The 20,014-nt window shown below is 63.9% G+C and carries 25 protein-coding genes; 12 read left to right on the plus strand and 13 right to left on the minus strand.

Going from position 1 to position 20,014, the window contains the following annotated elements; translation table 11 throughout:
• Positions 1-2: 2 nt before the first annotated feature.
• Positions 3-500 carry a hypothetical protein gene (locus KBZ13_RS02420; protein ID WP_255005629.1) on the minus strand — a complete coding sequence of 166 codons (498 nt, stop codon included), beginning with the start codon at positions 498-500 and terminating at the stop codon, positions 3-5.
• Positions 497-2,116, minus strand: coding sequence for a DUF4055 domain-containing protein (locus KBZ13_RS02425; protein ID WP_255005630.1), 1,620 nt, complete (start codon positions 2,114-2,116; stop codon positions 497-499). Before KBZ13_RS02425 ends, KBZ13_RS02420 begins: the two co-directional genes overlap by 4 nt.
• A gap of 427 nt (positions 2,117-2,543) precedes the next feature.
• Here KBZ13_RS02425 and KBZ13_RS02430 point away from each other — a divergent pair, with 427 nt between their 5' ends.
• The 3 genes from KBZ13_RS02430 (at position 2,544) to KBZ13_RS02440 (ending at position 5,443) form a co-directional block, all read left to right on the plus strand.
• Entirely contained in the window at positions 2,544-3,314 is a 771-nt protein-coding gene (locus KBZ13_RS02430) for a DUF6994 family protein (protein ID WP_255005632.1), read from the plus strand.
• 137 nt (positions 3,315-3,451) lie between these two features.
• A complete protein-coding gene (locus KBZ13_RS02435; RefSeq protein WP_255005634.1) occupies positions 3,452-4,285 on the plus strand; it encodes an endonuclease/exonuclease/phosphatase family protein in 834 nt (277 codons plus the stop codon).
• 243 nt (positions 4,286-4,528) lie between these two features.
• On the plus strand, positions 4,529-5,443 hold the full coding sequence (locus tag KBZ13_RS02440) for a restriction endonuclease (RefSeq protein ID WP_255005636.1): 915 nt from the start codon (positions 4,529-4,531) through the stop codon (positions 5,441-5,443).
• Between the two features lie 95 nt (positions 5,444-5,538).
• On the opposite strand, the gene KBZ13_RS02445 is transcribed toward KBZ13_RS02440, so the two are convergent.
• The 7 genes from KBZ13_RS02445 to KBZ13_RS02475 form a co-directional block, all read right to left on the minus strand.
• On the minus strand, positions 5,539-6,123 hold the full coding sequence (locus KBZ13_RS02445; protein WP_255005638.1) for a sigma factor: 585 nt from the start codon (positions 6,121-6,123) through the stop codon (positions 5,539-5,541).
• A gap of 4 nt (positions 6,124-6,127) precedes the next feature.
• Positions 6,128-7,786: a terminase gene (locus KBZ13_RS02450; RefSeq protein ID WP_255005640.1), complete on the minus strand. Its 1,659-nt coding sequence runs from the start codon at positions 7,784-7,786 to the stop codon at positions 6,128-6,130.
• Positions 7,783-8,085, minus strand: a complete 303-nt coding sequence (locus KBZ13_RS02455) for a hypothetical protein (protein WP_255005642.1) — start codon at positions 8,083-8,085, stop codon at positions 7,783-7,785. Before KBZ13_RS02455 ends, KBZ13_RS02450 begins: the two co-directional genes overlap by 4 nt.
• Before the next feature lie 224 nt (positions 8,086-8,309).
• On the minus strand, positions 8,310-8,678 hold the full coding sequence (locus KBZ13_RS02460) for a hypothetical protein (protein ID WP_255005644.1): 369 nt from the start codon (positions 8,676-8,678) through the stop codon (positions 8,310-8,312).
• 124 nt (positions 8,679-8,802) lie between these two features.
• Complete coding sequence (locus KBZ13_RS02465; RefSeq protein ID WP_255005646.1) at positions 8,803-9,489, minus strand: hypothetical protein; 687 nt, start codon at positions 9,487-9,489, stop codon at positions 8,803-8,805.
• A 290-nt stretch (positions 9,490-9,779) separates the two neighbouring features.
• A complete protein-coding gene (locus KBZ13_RS02470; RefSeq protein ID WP_255005647.1) occupies positions 9,780-12,476 on the minus strand; it encodes a primase-helicase zinc-binding domain-containing protein in 2,697 nt (898 codons plus the stop codon).
• Positions 12,477-12,491: 15 nt separating this feature from the next.
• Entirely contained in the window at positions 12,492-12,698 is a 207-nt protein-coding gene (locus tag KBZ13_RS02475) for a hypothetical protein (protein WP_255005649.1), read from the minus strand.
• A gap of 103 nt (positions 12,699-12,801) precedes the next feature.
• Here KBZ13_RS02475 and KBZ13_RS02480 point away from each other — a divergent pair, with 103 nt between their 5' ends.
• Positions 12,802-14,250: a DEAD/DEAH box helicase gene (locus tag KBZ13_RS02480; protein ID WP_255005651.1), complete on the plus strand. Its 1,449-nt coding sequence runs from the start codon at positions 12,802-12,804 to the stop codon at positions 14,248-14,250.
• Here KBZ13_RS02480 and KBZ13_RS02485 read toward each other — a convergent pair.
• Both KBZ13_RS02485 and KBZ13_RS02490 read right to left on the minus strand, forming a co-directional pair.
• Positions 14,241-14,687 (minus strand): type II toxin-antitoxin system VapC family toxin, encoded by a 447-nt coding sequence (locus tag KBZ13_RS02485; RefSeq protein WP_255005653.1) that lies wholly within the window; start codon positions 14,685-14,687, stop codon positions 14,241-14,243. The genes KBZ13_RS02480 and KBZ13_RS02485 overlap by 10 nt on opposite strands.
• The gene (locus tag KBZ13_RS02490; protein WP_255005655.1) at positions 14,687-14,935 is read right to left on the minus strand and encodes a type II toxin-antitoxin system Phd/YefM family antitoxin; all 249 of its coding nucleotides are present in this window, start codon (positions 14,933-14,935) and stop codon (positions 14,687-14,689) included. Before KBZ13_RS02490 ends, KBZ13_RS02485 begins: the two co-directional genes overlap by 1 nt.
• Before the next feature lie 89 nt (positions 14,936-15,024).
• On the opposite strand from KBZ13_RS02490, the gene KBZ13_RS02495 reads away from it, so the two are divergent.
• From KBZ13_RS02495 to KBZ13_RS02530, 8 genes are all read left to right on the plus strand, one after another.
• On the plus strand, positions 15,025-15,402 hold the full coding sequence (locus tag KBZ13_RS02495) for a VRR-NUC domain-containing protein (protein ID WP_255005657.1): 378 nt from the start codon (positions 15,025-15,027) through the stop codon (positions 15,400-15,402).
• 241 nt (positions 15,403-15,643) lie between these two features.
• The gene (locus KBZ13_RS02500; protein ID WP_255005659.1) at positions 15,644-16,363 is read left to right on the plus strand and encodes a hypothetical protein; all 720 of its coding nucleotides are present in this window, start codon (positions 15,644-15,646) and stop codon (positions 16,361-16,363) included.
• Positions 16,364-16,453: 90 nt separating this feature from the next.
• On the plus strand, positions 16,454-17,200 hold the full coding sequence (locus tag KBZ13_RS02505) for a hypothetical protein (protein ID WP_255005661.1): 747 nt from the start codon (positions 16,454-16,456) through the stop codon (positions 17,198-17,200).
• Positions 17,197-17,442, plus strand: coding sequence for a hypothetical protein (locus KBZ13_RS02510; RefSeq protein WP_255005662.1), 246 nt, complete (start codon positions 17,197-17,199; stop codon positions 17,440-17,442). Before KBZ13_RS02505 ends, KBZ13_RS02510 begins: the two co-directional genes overlap by 4 nt.
• Positions 17,435-18,028 (plus strand): hypothetical protein, encoded by a 594-nt coding sequence (locus tag KBZ13_RS02515; protein WP_255005664.1) that lies wholly within the window; start codon positions 17,435-17,437, stop codon positions 18,026-18,028. The genes KBZ13_RS02510 and KBZ13_RS02515 overlap by 8 nt, the downstream gene beginning before the upstream one ends.
• Positions 18,028-18,324: a hypothetical protein gene (locus KBZ13_RS02520; RefSeq protein WP_255005666.1), complete on the plus strand. Its 297-nt coding sequence runs from the start codon at positions 18,028-18,030 to the stop codon at positions 18,322-18,324. Before KBZ13_RS02515 ends, KBZ13_RS02520 begins: the two co-directional genes overlap by 1 nt.
• A gap of 35 nt (positions 18,325-18,359) precedes the next feature.
• Positions 18,360-19,100, plus strand: coding sequence for a KilA-N domain-containing protein (locus tag KBZ13_RS02525; RefSeq protein WP_255005668.1), 741 nt, complete (start codon positions 18,360-18,362; stop codon positions 19,098-19,100).
• A 71-nt stretch (positions 19,101-19,171) separates the two neighbouring features.
• On the plus strand, positions 19,172-19,336 hold the full coding sequence (locus KBZ13_RS02530; RefSeq protein WP_255005670.1) for a hypothetical protein: 165 nt from the start codon (positions 19,172-19,174) through the stop codon (positions 19,334-19,336).
• Between the two features lie 27 nt (positions 19,337-19,363).
• Here the strand turns inward: KBZ13_RS02530 and KBZ13_RS02535 are convergent, their stop codons facing one another.
• Together KBZ13_RS02535 and KBZ13_RS02540 are read right to left on the minus strand one after the other, a co-directional pair.
• Entirely contained in the window at positions 19,364-19,768 is a 405-nt protein-coding gene (locus KBZ13_RS02535; RefSeq protein ID WP_255005672.1) for a putative toxin-antitoxin system toxin component, PIN family, read from the minus strand.
• 5 nt (positions 19,769-19,773) lie between these two features.
• On the minus strand, positions 19,774-19,995 hold the full coding sequence (locus KBZ13_RS02540; protein WP_255005676.1) for a ribbon-helix-helix protein, CopG family: 222 nt from the start codon (positions 19,993-19,995) through the stop codon (positions 19,774-19,776).
• Positions 19,996-20,014 lie beyond the last annotated feature (19 nt).

Consider the following 20,014-nt stretch of genomic DNA (forward strand, 5'->3'; position numbering starts at 1 on the left):
GGTCAGCCGCGGGCGAGCTGGCCCTGGAAGGGCGTGGGCTGCGGCGCCTGCCAGTTGCGCAGCCGCGGAAGGATCAGCAGCAGAGATTCGACATGCGCCCGCCGCAGAGCGCCGGGACTGAGAGATCCATTGGCGGCGGTCGGTTCGGCGTATTCCGTCGACACCTCCTCCATGAGTAGCTCAGTGGCGTACTCGATCACATCGAGTTTCCGCTTGGGCAATTGGTTGGGGTCGGCCGGGCTGACGGCCGCCTTGCGAGTGGTCTTGATCACGAACGGATCGGCCGCCGTCTGACCGCCGACCAGGGCGGCATCGATCGCGGCAATGGCATCGAGGCTGGCCTTGGCGCCTGGAATGGCGTCGGGGTAGCTGCGCTCCAGGGCCGCCATCTCGTCGTTGATGGCGCGGATGCTGGCCGGCGACACAGGGATCGTCAGCGCCCGGCGGATCGCTTCTAGATCAGACGGCCGCCAGGCGTAGGGGTTGGGGGTTTCGCTCACGTTGCCTCCGGAGCCGAGGCAGCAAAGCTGTCGGCGCTGCTGCTGCCGATCGGTGTCACCAACCCCGGAGAAGCAGCCAGAGCCAGCTGGTGGCGCAGCTCATCGGTGCTGATCACACCGCGCTCGTGGAGGGTGAGCCACTCGCCAACAGACGGCAGCGGCCTGGGCGGAGGGGTGAGCGGCGTCACGATCAGAGACACGCCAGCACCCTGCTGGAGAACGTCACCCGTGGCCCGGCACCAATGCTCCAGCAGGGTGGAGAACACCGAGGTCTTCTGGGTGGCAAGTGACTGGAGCAGGGCGTAGGCCTGGCCAGCGGTGAGGCTCACCTCCTGCTCGCTCTTGCCTGGTCCGCGGTTCTGGGTCGGCACCAGCGCATCACGGCGCATGGTTTCATCCAGCAAGCTCAGGTAAGCGCGGTGCTCGGCGAGTGAGCGGGCGCGGATCTCCTTCCAGTTGAAGTCCGCACCCTCAGGCAGGTCCATGAAGGTGGAGGTGGAGAGCACGAGCTGCTCAGGGGCGCGAGCTTCGCCGTCCTCGGTGCGCTGGAAGCCGTACTGATCCACCAGGCCGCTGCGCACACCCACCGGCAGGGCGCAGCGGGAGAGAAGGTCCTCGTATTCGCTCTTGAGCCGGTAGTGGGTGAGGTACTGGTTGGCCAGGCCCAGGTGAGGCAGATCACCTTCCCCGAAGGCCGCTCCGTCGGCGGCGTACCAGACGCAGGGCATGGTGTGCTGGCCCTCCAGCAGCACCGCAGGCCCGAGGGGCTCAGCCTGGTAGCCGCAGGAAGCCGAGGTCGATGGCACGGCCCGGTACGCCTGAAATCGCAGGCCATCGGCGGCCAGCTCCGCCACCCGGTAGGTCCAGTTGGAGAGGTCGTAGGCCGGCGTGTTGTTCGGCGTGAGGTAATGAACCGGGACCCCCCCAAAGTGGTCGGGTCTGATCGGGTTGTGAACGTCCACCCGCCAGGCCACGCGCACCGGCAGACCGTTGGGATTGGGGAGTTGCCAGTCGAGGAAGTCAGCGCGAGGCACCAGGGCCAGCCGAGGCAACGAGAGGCGATCACCACGGTGCAGAGCATCAAGCCTGTGCCCTTCTGAGGGCCAGCGATGTTCCGGCGGCAGAACCAGGATCAGGCAGCCGCCATCACGCAGCACCAGCAGGTCTGCGATGAACAGGAACACCCCCAGATCGGTGCCGCGTCCATCCACGTCACCGATCACCGCCTGCAGCGACGGCGGCAGCGCTTGCCAGTGCAGGAAAGAGAGCATCCCGGCATAAGTGCGCAGCGCGTCGCGGAAGAACCCGGTGGGCCTGGCGTTTTCGATCCGGTTGCGATAGGAGGAATCCGGCTCCTTGACGCCTGGGGGCAGGTAGACCGTGCGGCGGCTGGTGCCGTCAGGGGCATCGAGCAGGTTCCAGCAATCGAAGGCCAGCTGCAACCGATCGCGCAGGCCACGCAGGGTGTTGTGCTCGCGCCAGGGCTCCAGCAGCGGGGTGCCCTTGGCGGCAGCGCGTGCCCGCTGCTCGCTCGCAGAGAGCGGCAGCCACTTGTTGCGGGATCGGCTGCGACTCCTGGAGGCCAAGGGCTTGGTGCGGCTGGGAGCTATTGCCACAGGGGGGGTGCCTCAATGTCAGCCTCCAACGGCATGAAGTGGCGCTACCTGTATTCCATCCGCCTACTGCAGGGCAGTCTGGACATTCGCACGATCAAGGAGCTTCTGGGTCATCGGGACGTGAGCACGACCATGATCAACAGACATGAATTGAACCAGAGCAAACTCGGTTTTCGAAGCCCAGCCGCCCCTTTTTAACTTTAAGAACAGTTGGTTCTCAGACCCGGTTAAAGTTCAGAACAAGCCACATAGGTCTCTGTGATCAGTTGGCCATAAATGGATCTAGGCTCCTACACTGCAGGAATTGAGGGTTTTATCTGGTTGGATGGTGAGCCTGTAGGGAGGTTGCGGACCCGCCCAATCATTGTTAGCCAGTTACAATTTTGGTACGCCAGGCTATTCCTTCAGATAACACATCATGCCTGAAATGCGCACGTACAATCAGATTGACGTCACGTTTGATTTCAGGTCAGACACACCCGGCTATCCGAAGAAAGATCCAGACTCCTACAGCCCAGCTCTTCGTCGACATCATCGGCATTTGTGGAGTAAACACCTACCTAATGGCGTGTTGTTCACACTCGATGACATCGGCCAGCACTACCTACACCACAGGTCCGGATTGGGGGAATTCTTCCTTGCCAGCGATGCGGTGATCCCTACGTTCAGGAAAGAATCGCGTCTGGAGAAGGTCCTCAGTTCGATCCCTACCGCAGAGCAGGAGTCCTTTCTACGGGTGGGCTACACGATCGGCGGGATGATGGTGTTCCCAGCAGAGCGGGTTGGCCGAAAGATGACAATCAACGGCGCACGCGGTTTCCACCCACGGATCAAAGATCGGTTCGACCTTACGGTCGAGTGTATCCGTCGACACTACCGCAGCGAGCCAAGTCCGTTGGGTGACGTTCTCCAGCGATACGGTTCCTTTTTGGGTCTGTTCGGTGACTTTCGCGGATACGTTGAGTTCTTCCTGTTACAAGACCTCGTCACCGAGGACTGTTCGGCAGTGAGATTCTTCTCCTCATTCATGGACTTCAACACATCACCGGTCCCGCAGGACCTTGATGGCTATCTGGCATATCGGCAGGCCGCAATAGAGTTCATCGAATCCAGGAATCGTCGAATTTACCTGTGGAGTGCTGAACAACAAGCTGGCCAACACGCCGTGCAGCCGACGGAGGCGAATGTAACCAGTTGATGCCACCGCGGCTGACGGCTATCGGTTAGAAAAAACGGAATTTTGGTACCTTCTCTTCGCATTGTGCATCTCTCTCAATACACGTCAGAATGCCTTCTTGAGTTGTGAACATGAATATACGTCTATTGACCTGGAACGTGAACTTCCGTCCCGCGAAGGTTCTCAACGCGTTCATTGTCGATGGTCAGATTGCCTTTGATCTATTGACGTTTCAGGAGGTGAAGAACAAGTACGCCACGGAGTTCATGCAACGTCTTTCAGAACTAGGGTTTCACGCGATACACACTGGAGACTCGGGGGATGGTGGAAAAACATACGGTAACTTAATTGCGAGCAGGTGGCCGATTGAACAAAAGCCACTCGGTTTGTCCAATCCACCGCCGTTTCCTTGCCTCATCGGTCGTGCACATGTTTCAATTGGCACCAATGAGGGTGTAGATATCCTGACCGTACATGCACCAAATGGATCCAACAATGGCTGGGACAAGATCCATACGCTAGAGGCGGTTCAGCGAGTAATTCGATCGATCTCTCCTGGCCCAGTAATCGTTACTGGCGACTACAATGAACCACAGTTCTTTCCTGGCAAACTTCCTGTTCGTAGTTGGGCGTGGACAAGCGAGAAAAGCTGGGCGAGTCGCCGAGATGAGCTGATGACTCGCGAGAACGCTCGAGGCGGTATGGAAGGTCATCCGCGTCAACGCTGGGACAATGCGGTCGGCTGGTTCTTCGATGATGGTGCCCTGCATGACCTCCAGCACGCCTTTTGGGCAAAGTACGGTACCGGTGCGATGGAAGCAACCTATTTGACACGCTCAGCTTCGCGTCCTGAGCGGTGGTTTGACCACGCATTCATATCATCTCACTTCGAAGTTATCGAGTGTGCTTACAGGCACGACGTACGTCGTCCAGGCGGCGAGAGCGACCATAGCGCGTTGTGCATCGAACTCGCTTTTCGACCACCTAACTAATGTGCAACAGTGCAAGAGCAATGATGGAGATACTCCCAAAAGCATCCTCGAATCGTCGCATGCCACGATCTAGTGTTTTTGAGTTCACATGAAATTTCGCTCTTACAATGTTCATTTGATCTGCCTAACATCAAGGCGCAGCGGGCGGATCCATAAAGCTCGATGCCAGCATGGAGATCCTTCCCGGCGCTGATCTTAAGCGTTAGGATTACTCGCTGACAAGGAATTTAGGGAAGAATCCCAATGAGCGTGCCGGATTTTCAGACATTTATGCGACCACTCCTCGAGGTTATCGATGGTCTACCTGAGCAAGAACTAAAGGTCGTCAAAAAGAAGCTTATTGAATTATTCAAGTTAACGGAGGACGACCTAAGAGAAAAAATCCCTAGCGGAAGAGCCTTCCTTTTTGACAATCGACTAGGATGGGCGAACACGTATCTGAAGAAAGCAGGGCTGATTGGGTCTGATAGGCGCGCATATCTACAAATAACAAAAAGTGGTCATGAGTTTCTTGCCAATCATAATGGAGAGATTAAGGTTGGCGACCTAAAGAAGATTCCACGTTTCAAAGAATTTCATCAAGCCAAAGGCAAAGAGTCCGTCGATGCTGAAGCGGAATCCGCGGTTGAAGAACAAACTAGATCGCCCGAGGAGATTATCTTCGCTGCATACGAAATCGTCAACCGTGGACTGGTAAGTGAGCTGCTGAAAATAGTGAAGGGCTGCTCCCCCGCCTTCTTTGAAAAACTCGTCATCGATCTCATGATTGAAATGGGATATGGTGGTTCACGTAAAGAGGCCGGTAGCGCCATAGGGAAGTCTGGAGACGGAGGAATTGACGGAATTATAAACGAGGATAAACTTGGCTTGGATACTATTTACTTGCAGGCGAAACGCTGGGAAAACACAGTTCCAGTCAAGGAAATTCGTGATTTCGCTGGAAGTCTGATGGGCAAGAACGCAAGAAAAGGAGTGTTCATTACTACTTCGGACTTTCCCAAGAGCGCCCATGAGTTTGTCAGTTCCATTGATCGCAAGATCATCCTTATTGACGGAGAACGCCTCGCTAGACTGATGATTACAAACAACATAGGTGTCAACCCACGCGAAATCTTTGAATTGAAGAATGTGGACAACGACTATTTTGAAGAAACCTAAGGAGTCAAACCACCCGATACTCTGACTTCACCAGGTTGAAGATCTTTAAGACTGTCAGGAAAGGCCATGAATGGGCCACAACTGCTTTTCGATCCTCAGCTATCCGCCTGTAGCGCAATCACGGTGACCGAGCAGGCATCATGGATCTCCCGCCAGCGCTCGGCGGTGATCCCCAGCCGCTGCGGCACAGCATGGGGCGGCTGTCCTTCCCGCAGCAACTTCTGGCCACTGGCGTAGAGGTCACGCCAGGACGGCGGCACTTTGATCGCAAAGCCGTGGTCTCGTAAGTAGTGCGTGATCTCGCCGTTGGCGTAGGTGCGGGCGTAGGGCCGAAAGGAGCGCCCGCCCGTGCCATCGAAGCGGGCGGCTGCCTTGAGCAGACCGATCACAGCAAGCTGGCGCAGGTCATCAAAAGAATGAGTAGTGCGGCGGGCAAAATTACCGGCGATCTTGTCGGCCAGGTCCACGTGAGCCAGGGCGAGCCGATGCACAGCCGCATGAGGGTGCTCCGGCCGCTGCCGCCTGGTCTTGCGCGGCGTCTGGGGAGGCGGCTGGTAGGGGAAAGCAAAGACGAGTTGCTGATGAACACTGGGGAGCCGGCGGCGGCGCCGTAGGGGCCTGGGCGAGGAGACAACAACATCGGTGGCGGACGCGAGCAGCGGCAGGAGGAGCTGGGCCACGGCATCACCGGGAGAGAAGCATCGGCAGCGGATCGCGCTTGATGCCCAGGCCGCGCCAGTAGCGCGTCTCCAGCCACAGGGCCCCATGACCAAAGGCATCAACCAGATCCTTGGTGCCCTTGGGAAAGCGCGGCAGCTCCTCCATCAGCGGCGCAGCCCGGTGGTGGAAACGCACCTGGCCTGCTTCCAGCAGCGGGGCGACGGCATGAGCGCGCGATTCCTTGCTGCCCCGGGCGGGGATCGGCAACAGGCCTGGCACCTTGCGCTTGAGGGTCTGCTGCACCGCCGGACCGTTGGCGGCGTCCTCGATCAGCACCGCGTGGGGACGAAGACCCTGGGCGTCGAGGGCCGCGAGGGTGGAGAGCAGGAAGCGAAGCGTCTGCGGCAGATCGAAGTGGTGGCGGGCCGCCCAGATCACCTCCAGCTCCAGCTGCGCAGCCTGAGGCCGGGCCAGAGGACCCAGCTGTTGTGGCCCCGCCGAATCGGGAAGCAGCAGGCCCATCAGTACGAAGCCGCAGTGATCGTTGTGCTCCTCGCCCTTGAAGGAGAGGTCGCAGGAGAGCACCAAGGGCGAGAAGCGGCGCGGCTGTTCGCGAGGGAACGGCGGCTTGATCCAGGCCCGCTGGAAGATGGCGCCCTGCATCGGCGAGGGGCGCTGCTGAAAGAGCGCGTTCCACCAGAAGGAGCCGACCCGGGTGCGGATCTTGAGCAGCTCAGATAGCGGAAATCGTTCGGGGCAGAGCGCCTCGCCGGGTAAGCGCCAATCGGGCTCGACGGTGCAGGACGACGGGAAGCTCTGCCGATCGGCCCGGTGCTCAGCGATGGCCGGCAGGTTGAGCACATGCCACTCCTGCGGGGCATCTCCGCTTTCCTGGGCCATCAGCCACCCGATCACGTCCTCGTGATCCCAGCGGGTGAGCACGATCACCTGAGCCGAGAGATTGCGCTGCAGGGCGCCAGTGCCGGCGTCAATGAACTGCGGCTCAGCTCTGGTGAACCAGACGGCTTTCAGCCAGTCCTCGATGCGTGCTCGCACTCGGATCGAGCCAGCATCCGCAGGACCCTTGTAGGGGTCGTCGATGATGCCGAGGCTGTAGCCCTTGCCGGTGAACGGACCATCGACACCGGCGGCGATGCAGCCGCCACGCTGCGGGGTGAGCCAGTTGCCAACGGCCGCGGAATCCTTCGAGAGCGAGTTGCCGGTGACGCGGTAGAAGTGCCGGGCCTCGCGGGAGTGGGCATAGGCCAGCTCGCCCGAGTAGCTGGCGATGGCGGCGAACAGATGCGGGTGGCGGTAGATGAAATAGGCGGGGAAGAGCTTGGAGACCAGCAGTGATTTGCCCAGGCGCGGCGGGCAGGTGACGATCAGGCGCGAGAGCTCGCCATCAGCGATCGACTGCAGCAGGGCGATAAGCACCACTGCCCAGCGATGGAAGCCGTAGCGGGGATAGGCCTGGGCGATGAACTCCCGGAAGCTCAGTGGCTCGGTGCTGGCAGAGGCGAGGGAGGGATCAGAAACACCGAGCACGCCGCCATCACGCCAGCAGTCCAGGTGGTGCGGAGAGTGGAGCAGGCCGCCATCGAGCAGCGGCCCGACTGTGACGAGAGCAGGAGCTCGGGCCTGGGCGTGGGCCTGGTCGGTCTGCAGCAAGCCTCTGGTCATGAGCTGGCCTCGCTGGGCGGCTTGACCGGGGCACGCAACATCCCGGCGATCTCTGCGATCACCCGATGGGCACCCACGGCGGCGGAAAACTGCTCGGCGTCCGCTGCCCGACGGGCGCAATCCATCAGGGCGTAGATCTGCTCGGCCTGGTGACGCTTGCGATCCGAGATCAGCTCCTCAACCATGCGTTCGCGCGCGAGGTTGAGATACCTGTTGATCGTCTGGCTGTTGTTCACCCCCCAGCTTTCACGACCTTTTTCGTAGATCAACACCAGCGGTATCCGCTGGGCAATCCACAACTGCGCCTCGGCGATGCGACGTTCGACCTCAAGCCTTGAGGGCCTGGGCGGCTGATGGGAGGCGAGGCCTCTGGGCCGGCGGGGAGGATTGGCGTGCCCGATCGGCCTGGCGGGGTCAGTCGGTTCATACAGCGGTTGGCCGTTTTCATCCTCTGCGCTGGCAGCTGAGCGCAATTCCTCGATCGGATCTGGCGTCGGTGGGGCGGACCGGGGCGGCATGGGGCTCAGATCGGCAGTGCCGCTGCTTTCGGGGGGCGGATGGTCCAGAACGGCTTGCCGCGCTTCTCCGTTGCGCTGCCCTGCTGGATTGCCGCATCGCGAGCAGCCTTGAGCTGCTGCTCGATCTGCTGCACGGCCAGCGGGAACTCGTAGTTCAGGCGGCCGGCGTTGTGGCAGAAGGCCCAGTCGTTGTGGGAGAAGGAGGGATCCAGCTCGCCGGCGTCCATCGCCGCGCTGAGCGACTCCAACAGGGGTTCGAGCTCCTGCTCCAGCTGCTTCTGCTGGGCCTTGAGCGCGGTGAGGGCATCCAGCACGGCGTCGATCGCCTCTGGGCCCGGTGCAGAGGCAGAAGCAGCGGCAGGGGCGGTGGTCATGGCAGCCAGCACAGCAACAAGCAAGCCAGGGGAGTGGAGCCTGGCGATCAGTTCAGTGTATTAGCTCTGTTCTTAGAGCCGCAAGCACAGCGGCTGCTAATTCCTATGGTGTTTTCGTTGCTGCTCAGAACGGCCGGCACGCCAGGCAGTAGCGGCTCCAGGCGGCGGCCCAGGCCGCCAGGCACTGCTCACGGCTGTAGAAGGTGCTCGGAGTTGCCTCTCCGGGCCTGCTCCAGAGCGTCTGGCCCAGCTCGTAGTGGTTTCCCTGAGCGGCCTCCAGCACCATGTAGCCCCCCAGCTGGGCGGCGGTGGAATAGGGGCGGCCATGGGCCGAGAGGGTCTTGAGGTCGTAGAGCACCCGGACCTCGCGGCCCCGACGGTCACTGAGAGCCGGTGACGCATAGGCCCCATCGAAGCCACCGGCCAGATTGCGGGTGAGGCAGCAGCTGAGCCGTTCACTGGCGATCACCTGCACCTCGTCCCAGAGCGGCAGCTGCAGCAGCGGCAGGATCCAGTCCCGGTACCGGTGGTGCCCAGGCAGCTGCTCGACTGCCAGTAAGGCCTGTTCTGCGTTGCGGCCGCCCGAGAAGCGGGCCTGGCTGTAGCGCTCCAGGGCGGCGTGCACGGTGTTGCCGCGTGGTTCCCAGACCGGCCGCTTGGCTTCGATCGCTCTGCGGGCCGTGGCGCTGAGGCCATGGGCCAGGACGCCGGTGATCGACACCGGAAACAGGTGCTCGCCCAGCCAGTAGCGGTGGGCGGCCTCATCCCGCCACAGGCCGGGGATGGGATCAAGCCAGGTGCTCTTCAGCATCGCTGTTTCGGTTGCAACGGCGGGTGACGGTGGACGTCACAACCGAGATCCCTGGCTGGAAGAGGGGTTAGAGCCCCTTGTAACGAGGTAACCATCTGTAAAGGCATAGAAGCTTTAGCAAGCAGCAGAAGAGGGATCACTAGAGAGGGGGATAGCTCTTGATCTCTGTAAGGGGGGCTCTGCCCCGCCGGAACCGTCACACCGTTACGCATGCCGCAAACCCAGATGCCGCAATCGTTCTCGGCGTGACCGGCGGTGTTCCAGGAGCTCATGTCGTGACGCATGGTCTGTCACAGGGAGGTGAGGGGGATCGCAACGGCGCGCGTGACCATCCCTGCGCCGCGGAAGCGCACGGGGCCGAAGCGCATGGCTCCAGGCAGCCGTGAGAGCACCACCGGCCAGCTGTTCACCCAGGCGGTATCGGCCAGAAATTGCTCGATCGCCTTGGCGGTGTTGCTCACCAGCAGGCGCTCTGGTTCGGCCCGCAGGCCATGGCGGGCCAGGGTCTGATCGGCCAGGTCCGGTGGGATCTCGATGCAGCTGTCGCGGCTGGTGGCCAGATCCACCAGCTCGCCGATCGTGCGAGTCAGCGGCTTGTCATTGGTCTCCACCCGTATCGGCCGCTGCAGGATCGTCTGAATGCAGCGCCGCTCGTCGGGGATCTCGGTGCTCTGGCTATAGCTGTCCCACTCGTGGGCCGCGATGCAGAGCTCGGCCTCGGCTTCTGTGGGGGCCACATCGCTGAGCAGCGACCAGGCACCTGCCAGCAGCGTGCCGTACTGATCGCCCAGCCGCTGAGAGTCGAAGTGTCGCGCCGCCGCGCGGGTGAAAACCCCGGCGGCCTGACGGATCATCGGGATCAGGCTTGCCGTGCGTGCGATCAGGCGCCGGCTCAGCTCCGGGGTGATGTGGCGCTCCAGATCACGGTCCAGGGCCGTCCAGTGAGCTTCCCGTTCCTGCTTGGGGATGTCGCTCGGGCTGCGCAGGGTGAGCTGGGCAAAGCGGCTCTTGTCGGCACCCTGTTTGAGGGCGGTGGCGATCGAGCTGAGCAGGAACATCGAGCGCACCCGGTAGCGGCTCACCTCGCCGCTCGGTGAACCCTTGAGCATGGCGGCGCTGCTCTCGCTGCTGGCCACCCGCGCCAGCGAGAGGATGGCCTGCATGCGCTGCTGGTCGCCCTTCTCGTTGCTCTCCGCCTCATCGAAGACCACTGGCACGGCATCGCAGCAGATCGTCTGGCGCAGGCCTGCTTCCGTTGTCGCGCCGCTCACCACCAGGGCGAAGTCCCCGAGCAGCGGCACCACGAAGCGATCGAGGATCGCGCTCTTGCCCGTCCCCGCACCGGCGGTGAGCCAGAGGTGGGGGCGCCAGGGAAGGGCACCGCAGATCGGGCCCAGCACCACCCAGCCAACCAGCAGGGTGCCGGAGGCGGGCACCTCCCAGCGGAAGCGGTTGGCGATGCTCACGACCACGGCGGCTTCCTCCACCGTCAGGGGCCCCACGCCACCGGGCCCATGGAGGCGCTTGAGGCGTTGGTAGATGTGCCGCGAGCGGAAGGGTTCGGTGATCGGCCGCTCCCCGTCCGGTGTGATCAAGCGATCGCCCAGGTGCAGCACGGTGCGGCCGTTATCCCACCAGGCGCCACGGCCGCGGATGCGCTCGGGGGCGAACATGCCGGTTGCGGCGGAACGCTCGTGCAGGTCGCTGGCCGCCGCCGCCCAGTTCACGCCTGTGCGGCTCGGGTAAAGGGTCTCCCAGTGGCGCAGCGGCGCCAGGGCCACCAATTGGGTGGCCGTGTGAGAGGAGCGGCCCAGCCGCAGGATCTGACCGGTGCTGCTGGGCTGGTAGTAGTTCGACTCGCTGTCGTAGCCGAGGCACTGAAACGGAGCGCCGCCGCCTGCGATGGGCGTGGTCTCGTTGCCGCCGGCGGTCTTCTCACCGGCCGCTTCTCCAGGACTCTCATCCGCCTCACCGGCCGGCGGGGGCGTCACCCACTCCTGCAGTCGCTCGGCAGCCTGGGCTGGCGTCCAGTCCGCATCGGCCAGATCCCAGCTCTCGGGAACCGTGGCCGGGGGCTCCACCAATTGCACCGGACAGCCCTGCTCAGCCATCAGTGAGGCGAGGCGTTGCATCGCCCTGCGGCCCGGTGCATCGGCGTCGGGCCAGAGCGTCAGCGATCGCCCTGCCAGCGGACTCCAGTCGGCCTTGGCGATGGCGTTGGTGCCGTTGGCCCAGCTGATCACCACGTGCTGCGGAAAGAGCAGCGCTGCTGCATCAGCTGTGGCTTCCCCTTCCACAACCAGCACCGGTGCCTCCGGGCGGGCGACCAGGTGATGGAGGCCGTAGAGGGACCGTGGCGCAGGCCACTCGCAGGAGAAGGCGTCGCGGCGGCTGGGCCGATGCCAGCCGCCATCCAGCCAGACGCGATGCAGAAAGGCCTTGCGGCCACTGCGGCCTGGGCAGAGTCGCTGGATCCAGAACAGCTGAGCGCCGGCCGGGTCGCGGTAGCACCACTGGGCGATGGCGCCCTCCTCCAGAGCAGGCGGCAAAGCCTCCGGCGGCGGCAGTTCGGGCTGCCGCCAGGGCCGGCCACCATGGCCCGGCAGTGCGGCAAGAGATGCAGCTACTGGTCTGCCGCATGATCCGTTGGAGGTCGCACACGGCAGAGGCCGGTGCCGTTGATCCGGTTCAGGCTCGAGGCCGAGATAGCGCTCCACTTCCTGGCAGGCCTGCCGAAAGCTCCAGCGGCGCACCCGCATCAGCAGGTCCATCCCGGAGCCGCCGCCGCCCATGTGATCCTTGCCGCCGCACTGGTTGCAGAACCAGGAGCCACCGCTATCGCGATCATCAAAGCGGTAGCGATCCCTGCCGCCGCAGCTGGGGCAGGGCTGATGGTGGTTGCTGAGCTGCTCCGGGCTCAGTCCGGCCAGGGCGCTGAGCAGCTCACTCCAGCGGCCCGTGGCCGCCGTGATCACGTCGGTTGCCATGGATGTCGCCGCGGATCAACGCCGAGCAGCAGGCGTTGCCAGAGCAGGCACGGGGAAAGGCTCCGGTTGGCTCAGGCTGCCCTGCTCCGCGGCGATGGCGGCGTCCAGCACCTGCCGCAGCGCTGCCGAGCGGCTCAGGGCACCGTGACGGCGGCGCAGATCAAGCCAAGCCAGCTGCTGCTCGGTGATCGAGAAGCTCAGCGGTGAAGCAAACGAGGCCATGCGGACTAGGAACTCTGAGCACAGCCTAAGCACACAGGGCAAGGCTTGGTAAGTTGAACATTGTCAGCCCGCGCCAATCAGCGCCAAGCATCCAGTCCTCTCCATGGCCCTGATCGTTCTGCGCGACTACCAGCTCCAGCTCCTGGACGATCTCCGCACAGCTCTCAAGAGCCATCGGCGGGTCTGTGCCGTGATGCCCACCGGTGCCGGCAAGGGCCAGACGATCGGCGCGATCGTGCGGGGCGCTGCCGACAAAGGCCGTCGGGTGCTGGTGCTGGCCCACCGGGCCGAGCTGATCGAGCAGCTCAGCGCCACCGTGCGGGCCTGGGGTCTGGAGCCCGACCTGATCGTCCCCGGTCACCAGCTCCAGGGTCAGCAAGTGGCCGTGGGCTCGGTGCAGACCGTGGCCAGGCGGCTGGAGGGGCATGGTCCCAAGCAGCTTCCGGCGCCGGATCTGATCATTCAGGACGAGGCCCACCACCTGGTGGCGGGAAACGTCTGGGGCCGGATCATCAACGCCTGGCCAGGCGCCCACTTGATCGGCAAGACCGCCACCCCCGAGCGACTCGACGGCAAGGGGCTTGGCGTCGAGGCGGGCGGCTTCTTTGAGGCCCTGGTGCTGGGGCCGCCTGCGGCCTGGCTGGTGGAGCAGGGCTGGCTGGCCCGGCCCAGGGTCTTCTCCTGGCCAGGTGCCAGAAAGAACAAGGGGCAAGGCGCCAAGTTGCGTCAGCGGATGGGTGAGTTCGATCTGGAGCAGGCAGCTCGCGCCTTCGGCGATCGGGCTGCCGTCGGCGATGCGGTGTCGCACTACCGCCGCCGGCTGCACCCGGCCACGGCGATCTGTTTCTGCTGCACGATCCAGCACGCCGAGCAACTGGCCGGCGCTTTCCGCACTGCGGGAATTCGCGCCGCCGCGGTCAGTGGCAGCACCCCAGCAGAGGAACGCAGGCGCCTGATTGCCGGACTGGGCACCGGCGAGGTGGAGGTGCTCACCAGCTGCATGATCATTTCCGAGGGCACCGACATCCCCTCGGTGGGCGGGGCGATCCTGATGCGCCCCACCGCCAGCCTGAGCTTGTACTTGCAGATGGTCGGCCGGGCCCTGCGGCCCGCACCAGGCAAGGGCGAGGCGGTGATCCTTGATCACGTCGGCAATGCCCATCGCCACGGGCTGCCCACCGACGAGCGCGAATGGAACCTGGCCGGCCGGAAGCGCCGGGAGGGAGTCTCGATTCCAATCAAGGACTGCCCGCTCTGTTTCTGCAGCTGCCCCAGCGCGGCCCAGCAGTGCCCTGACTGCGGCCACCTGTTCCTCAGTGAGGAGCGCGATGAGCAGCGCCGCGGTCTGCAGCAGATCGAGGGCGATCTGGTCGAAATCGTCGCCGGTGCCCACCGGCCCAAGCCCCGCCAACAGCAGCGGCCACGCCACAGATCGCCCTCGGCCGGCTGCCGCAGCCTCGAGCAGTTGCAGCAGCGGGAGCAGGAGCGGGGCTACAAACCCGGCTGGGCCAGGCATGTCTGGGCTGCCCGGCAGCGGGGTCTTCAGGCCTGAATGGAGGTTTCGTCAGCCCCAATCAACTGGGCATCGAGCCCCAGCTGTTGTGCCGCCAGCACAAACGGGGCATCCAGGCTGCAGAGGGTGGCGCCCCGTCCGGAGGCGATCGCCAGGTGCAGCGCATCGGCCGCCCGCAGGGCCGTGGTCCAGCCGAGCAGACAGGCATTGGCATTACGGAAGTCCTGCGGTTCCACCTCCAGCATCAGAAGACCTGGGGCCAGGCTGCGTTCAAAGCCCAGCAGCACCGCCTCGGCCTGCGAGCGGCTCAGGGCCTTGGTGCGCACCTTGAGCCCGAGAGCGGAATGGAGCTCGGTGGCACTCCAAGGGCTGATCGCCAGTGGTGCTGTGGCCTGCTCGAAAAATGCCGCTGCGGTATCGGAATGGGCCTCCGGTGTCAGAGCCGCCAACAGCACGCAGGTATCGACGTAAAGCATCAGGAGCCGACTTCATCCCGCAGCGCGCGCATGGTCTCCACGCCGCTGGTGGCCTGATGGGGCAGGGAGTTCCGCAGAGCCTGCAGCTGGGGCAGGAGATCGCGCACGGCATGCCTGGGGACCAGCTCAGCGATGGCCTTGCCGCGTCGGGTGATCACCACCGGCTGGCCGCTCTCCACCACGTCGAGCAGGCTCGAAAGCTGGGCCTTGGCTTCCGCCACCGTGACCTGCCTCATGCCGTTGTCCATCTAGATGACCAACTCTAAACGGGATCCTGGGGCGAGACCCATCCATGAGGCAGGGGCCAGCAGTCCCAGGCAGCACGGCAATAGGGGGCATGGCCCCCTCACCCAACGAATACGAGATCCAGCAGCGCATCCGCCTGTCCTGCGGCCGAGGGCCGGTGCGGCTCTGGCGCAACAACACCGGTGCCCTGGTCGATCAGCAGGGCCGGCTGGTGCGCTTTGGGCTCTGTAAGGGCAGCAGCGACCTGATCGGCCTGCGAATGCTGGAGGTCACACCCGAGATGGTGGGCCAGCGGATCGCCCAGTTCGTCGCCCTCGAGATCAAGACGACCCACGGTGTCGTCAGCGCTGAGCAGCGGGCCTTTCTGCAACTCGTGGAGCAGCTCGGGGGTGTGTCGGCCGTCTGCTGCTCCATCGAGGAAGCCGAGCAGTCGCTCGCCGTGACCAGATCGATCCGGCTGAGCCACTGATGGATCCGGCAGAACTGCAGCGGCGGCTCAGGCGGCTGGCCCAGCTCCACCCCGGCGAGCATCCCTACACATTGGCTTTGAGATTGCAGGCGGAGACAAGCAAAGCGATCACTGGGGAAAGGCCAAGCACATCCTCAACAGGCTTGGTACTGACCAGTCTTGACATGCCAAGACATGACAGGCTCTGGCTGCGGGTGCCAAGTTTGTCTTAGCTTCTCGCTAAGAACTCTGAATTCAGAACGTGGCCGTCACCTACGCGGAGCTGCTTGAGCACCAGGAGGAGAACCGCGCTGCATTCGGACGCATGCTGCTGAACTGGCGCAGACGCAACGGCTGGACCCAGTACACCGCCTGCAGTTGGGCGGAAGAGGTTGGCTTCGAGACAATCTCCTACGGCAACCTCTCGGTGATCGAGCAGGGCAAGGCGGGCGAGCTGCGGCAGAAAGCCTTCTGGCAACTGGGAGAACTCAACCGCCGCATCGCCGATGAGGAGTGGGGCGCACTCAAGGATCAGGCGATCAAGGAGAAGCTGAAGGGCGCGGTTGCCATCGGGGACAACAACTGCCCGGTCTGGACACCACTGGAATTCTGGGCCTGCTACTGCGGCCTGCGCGAGGTGCCGGATGCGTTCCGCACCACGCCGGCCCCGTCCATCGGCCAGCGCAAGGCCACCGAGCTGTCGACCAAGTGGCGCAACCAGCTGCGGCGGGTCGTCGACGAGTGCGAGCTCGAGCCCAGCGAGGCCATCACCGCCCTGGCGGCAGAAGCCAGCGAGGAACACCGCAAGCGCTTCTACGCCGTCCTCACCGGTTTTGGCGACTACAAGCCCGAAGAGCTGGCCCCCCTCTGGATCGAGGGCGACCTGTATCAGCCCAAGCGCTGGCTTGATCAGTGGGAGACCGCCAACTGCCAGCCGCGCAAACCCGGCAGGGGGAAGGGCAAGAAGCCCGTCGTGGCCTAATGGCTAGGAATTAACAGCCGCTGCTAATGCGGCTTTCAGTAAAGAGTTCTAAGATCACGATCAGCGGGCAACCGCCCGATCTGATTCCTCATGGTCACACCAGCCAGGCTCTTGGAGGCCCAGTCTCATCACCCCCCGGAGCAACAGCTCACCCACGCCATGGCCTGCTTTCAGGCCGAGGTTTCCGCCATCCCCTGCCCCGACCTGGGCGCCGTCGTGGAGGCTGCACGCCCTGCCTTCCGCCAGGGCATCGGCTGGTCCGCCCAACTGGACGAGCAGCAGGGCCGCTCCAGGCTGCAGGTCACGGTGAGGCACGCCGCTGGCGCTGAGCTCAACAGTGAGGCTTGGGTCGAGGAAACCGGCGATCTGCCTGGAATGACCGGCTTGATGCTGGCCATGCTGCTGGGCATTCCTGTGTCCCCAGAGGCTCAGGCTGCAAAGCCCTGTGACAGTGAAGAACTGAGTGGGGCTGACAAGTCTGGCGGCCCACTGATGGCTGTGGCTCGGCCGGAGCCCGTTGAGGAGGCCCAAGCATCAGTCCAGCTGGCCGAGGCCCCGCCCAGCAGCAGCGGTAGCCCCGATGAAGGTGGCGACCCAGCACTGCTCCCGCTGACGCCCGAGGAGATCAGCGGCTACCACCGCCAGGTGCTGGATCTGCCGCCGGCCGTTCGCCGCGAGCTCACCAATGCGTTCCGTGAGCACTTCCAGGTGCCCCGCAGTGCCCGCTCGATAGGCGATCGCATCACCCAGCGCCAGCACGGCGACTTCATCGAGCGCTTCCTCGAGGAATGCCAGGGCCAGGAGCCGGAGGTCGTTCCCACGCCGTGCGCCCCATGAGCCTGAGCCATCGCCCCAGGCCCCCCCGTCGCTACGGCGAGCAGCCCCGCTCACTGGCCGGCCGCCACTTCATCCAGACCCAGGTGCGCACCGACGTCTACCTGCGGATCCGCGAGCTGATGGAGGCCCGCAACCTCTCCGCCAGCGGAGCGGTGCACCACCTGCTGCGTGAGCGCTTTGGCCTGCCGCCGCTTCCTCCCTTCGATCAACCGACCGTTTCACAGGATTCACACCATGGCTAAGGACCTGTTCCGCACGCCCCTCGCCGCAGTGCGCTGGGCCCACCTGATCACCCCCAGGCATCAGCTCGACAAGAGCAAACCGCTGGCCTGGACCTGCGATCTGCTGCTACCCAATAGCGACGAGAGGGCGCAATCCTTCCTGCTGGCGATGGAGGATCAGTTCATCGCCCTGCATGGCAGCCGCAAACGCCGAGCGGAGAAGGGCTTCCCCTGGAAGGCCGACAAGGACAAGCCCAGCGAGCTCACCGTGGTGCGCTTCAAGGTGCCGCAGTTTCAGCGGCGCGATGGCTCCCTCTCCGAGGGGCCCCGCATCGTCGATTCCAAAAAGCAGCCCTGGGATGGGGCCGCCATCGGCAACGGCTCCAAGGTGATCGTCGCCTTCGACATCTACGACTGGGACGGCGAGAACGGCTGCGGCATGACCTTCCAGCCCAGGGCCGTCCAGGTCGTCGACTTCGTGCCCTACGAGCAGGTGGATCCCACCGACGGCTTCGACGAGCTGGATGGCTACTCCGCGGTCAACACATCCACCGACTCCGGCTCCAGCAGCTGGGCCGCCGATGACGACGAGGAGGCACCGTTCTGATGACCCACCTCCACAGCATCCGCGGCGGCGTAGGTGGTGCCCGGCCCCAGGGGGGCAAACCCCAGCTACCAGCTTTCTGCCGCACGCGCCGGCCCACCACCACCGTTTCTGTGAGCAGCCTGCGGGGGCTCTACCGGTTGGTGCTGCTGGTCCTGGTTTTCCAGCTGAGCACCCTGCTGCTGGTGATCGCCGGTCCTGTTCCGCCACGGCTGACCCCGGCCACCAACGCCTTCCGCCCAGAAGCCGGCACCGCTGCAGCCGGGACTTTTTCCGTCACACCGCATCCATACCGATGAAGAGCATCGTTTCCTCTCCGGCGTCCTTCGAGTTGGTGACCCGCTCGTGGGAAGGGACACCGATCAGCCGCCGAACGACGGATGGCTACGTCAATGCCACGGCGATGTGCAAAGCCAACGGCAAGCGGTGGAAGGACTACCGCGAATCGGATCGGTGCCAGCACTATCTGGACGCCCTGGAAAGCGTGGCCGGAATTTCCGTCCACGCTCTTGTGGAGTCCCGCTCAGGCGGTGCGGGCGGCGGCGGAACCTGGGTCCATCCCCAGGTCGCGGTCGACCTGGCTCGCTGGATCAGCGCACCCTTCGCGGTGTGGATGGACGGCTGGTTCTTGGAGAGCGTCCAGCAGGCTCAACCGGCACCGGTGGTGACACCCCATCCCAGACTCAGGGAAGCCGAGGTGATCGCCTTGGTGGAGATCAGTATCGGGCTTTTCGAGCGGCTCGGCGGTCTGGATCAGCGCGACGAGCTCCTGTTCAAGGACATCGTGCGCAGCAACGTGCTCACCGCGAGCTCGGGGATGTTGCCCGCCATCGCTGCAGACGACGAGCTGACCCTGGGTGATGCCTGGCTGGAGGTGTTCCAGCAGGTGCTGCCGCGCACGAAGTTCTGCTCAGCAGGAAAGCTCGTGGCTCAGGCCTATCGCCAGGAGTTCGGCCAAGAGCCGCCCTGCCGCCAACAATTCGTCGATGGCGCTCCCCGGCAGGTGAAGAGCTACCGCCGCTCCTGGCTGCTCGACACCCTCAAGCGCTTCCGGGCTCAGTTCGCAGGAAGCTGATGGAAACCCCGACAACGCCAACCCGTCAACGGGTTTGGGTGACGACAGCAGAGGCATGCGCAGCCATGGGCATGAGCCGTGAGACCCTTCGCCAGCTGCGGCTGAGGGGGGTGCTGGTTCCCGGCAAGCACTACCGCCGCTGGGGCTGCACCAAGGGCCGAGGGCCATTGCAATGGCACTTGGACAACGTCGAGGCCACCATCACAGGCTGGAGCAGGAAGAACCTGTGGGGATAGCAATTCGGGATGACGAGCATGGCCATGTCATGAGCCAGGCCCGCGTAACTGTTCCCAACAGGCCCGTGGATTGAGAATGGGTAAGGGTGGCCGGCTGCAGGCCAGCACGCCTTGATCGCCGGTCACGAACAGGTCTGCCTCGATCAAAACGGCACTGGCCACAACCCATTCGTCGTCTGCGTCAACGAGCCCAAGCTCCAGATGCTCCGGGGGTCTTGCCCCAACAGGCTGGTCGCGAAGGAGCTTCTCAATGGCTTCTATCTGGGCCGGCGGCAGTCGGCCTTTGCGGCCCAGAACATCCCTGAGCTCATCCAGCACCACCTCGCTGCTCACCAGGGTGTGTTCGGTGAGCACCAACCGCAGCAGATCGGAGCACAGGCCACGGGCCAGAAAAGCACTCACCAGCACGTTGGTGTCGAAGAAAACCCGCACGCCGATCAGGAGATGGCAGCGAACACGTCGTCATCAGTGAGCCAGCCGGCCGCCTCGCCAAAAGGCAGGGCCTGGCGCCGCAAGCGCTCAAAGCGCATCAGCTGAAGCTGCCGGCGCAGGGCGTCCCGCACGATGTCGCCGCGGGAGCGGCCGGTTTCAGCGCAGGCAGCTTCCAGCTCCTGCTCCAGCTTTTCTTCCAGGCGGATCGTCAGGGAGCAGCTCTTCATGCACCACATTGTATTGCGT

It is taken from the genome of Cyanobium sp. ATX 6F1 (assembly GCF_024346315.1).
Classification (GTDB): Bacteria; Cyanobacteriota; Cyanobacteriia; order PCC-6307; family Cyanobiaceae; genus ATX-6F1.

Bases quoted from the DNA above. Each gene is read 5' to 3' on its own strand.
- KBZ13_RS02485 (WP_255005653.1), bottom strand. From the start codon at position 14,687: ATGCTTTACGTCGATACCTGCGTGCTGTTGGCGGCTCTGACACCGGAG.
- KBZ13_RS02530 (WP_255005670.1), top strand. From the start codon at position 19,172: ATGAGCCGTGAGACCCTTCGCCAGCTGCGGCTGAGGGGGGTGCTGGTT.
- KBZ13_RS02465 (WP_255005646.1), bottom strand. From the start codon at position 9,489: ATGCTGAAGAGCACCTGGCTTGATCCCATCCCCGGCCTGTGGCGGGAT.
- KBZ13_RS02490 (WP_255005655.1), bottom strand. From the start codon at position 14,935: ATGGACAACGGCATGAGGCAGGTCACGGTGGCGGAAGCCAAGGCCCAG.
- KBZ13_RS02505 (WP_255005661.1), top strand. From the start codon at position 16,454: ATGGTCACACCAGCCAGGCTCTTGGAGGCCCAGTCTCATCACCCCCCG.
- KBZ13_RS02520 (WP_255005666.1), top strand. From the start codon at position 18,028: ATGACCCACCTCCACAGCATCCGCGGCGGCGTAGGTGGTGCCCGGCCC.
- KBZ13_RS02460 (WP_255005644.1), bottom strand. From the start codon at position 8,678: ATGACCACCGCCCCTGCCGCTGCTTCTGCCTCTGCACCGGGCCCAGAG.
- KBZ13_RS02515 (WP_255005664.1), top strand. From the start codon at position 17,435: ATGGCTAAGGACCTGTTCCGCACGCCCCTCGCCGCAGTGCGCTGGGCC.
- KBZ13_RS02480 (WP_255005651.1), top strand. From the start codon at position 12,802: ATGGCCCTGATCGTTCTGCGCGACTACCAGCTCCAGCTCCTGGACGAT.
- KBZ13_RS02430 (WP_255005632.1), top strand. From the start codon at position 2,544: ATGCGCACGTACAATCAGATTGACGTCACGTTTGATTTCAGGTCAGAC.
- KBZ13_RS02475 (WP_255005649.1), bottom strand. From the start codon at position 12,698: ATGGCCTCGTTTGCTTCACCGCTGAGCTTCTCGATCACCGAGCAGCAG.
- KBZ13_RS02450 (WP_255005640.1), bottom strand. From the start codon at position 7,786: ATGACCAGAGGCTTGCTGCAGACCGACCAGGCCCACGCCCAGGCCCGA.
- KBZ13_RS02540 (WP_255005676.1), bottom strand. From the start codon at position 19,995: ATGAAGAGCTGCTCCCTGACGATCCGCCTGGAAGAAAAGCTGGAGCAG.
- KBZ13_RS02495 (WP_255005657.1), top strand. From the start codon at position 15,025: ATGGCCCCCTCACCCAACGAATACGAGATCCAGCAGCGCATCCGCCTG.
- KBZ13_RS02440 (WP_255005636.1), top strand. From the start codon at position 4,529: ATGAGCGTGCCGGATTTTCAGACATTTATGCGACCACTCCTCGAGGTT.
- KBZ13_RS02510 (WP_255005662.1), top strand. From the start codon at position 17,197: ATGAGCCTGAGCCATCGCCCCAGGCCCCCCCGTCGCTACGGCGAGCAG.
- KBZ13_RS02470 (WP_255005647.1), bottom strand. From the start codon at position 12,476: ATGGCAACCGACGTGATCACGGCGGCCACGGGCCGCTGGAGTGAGCTG.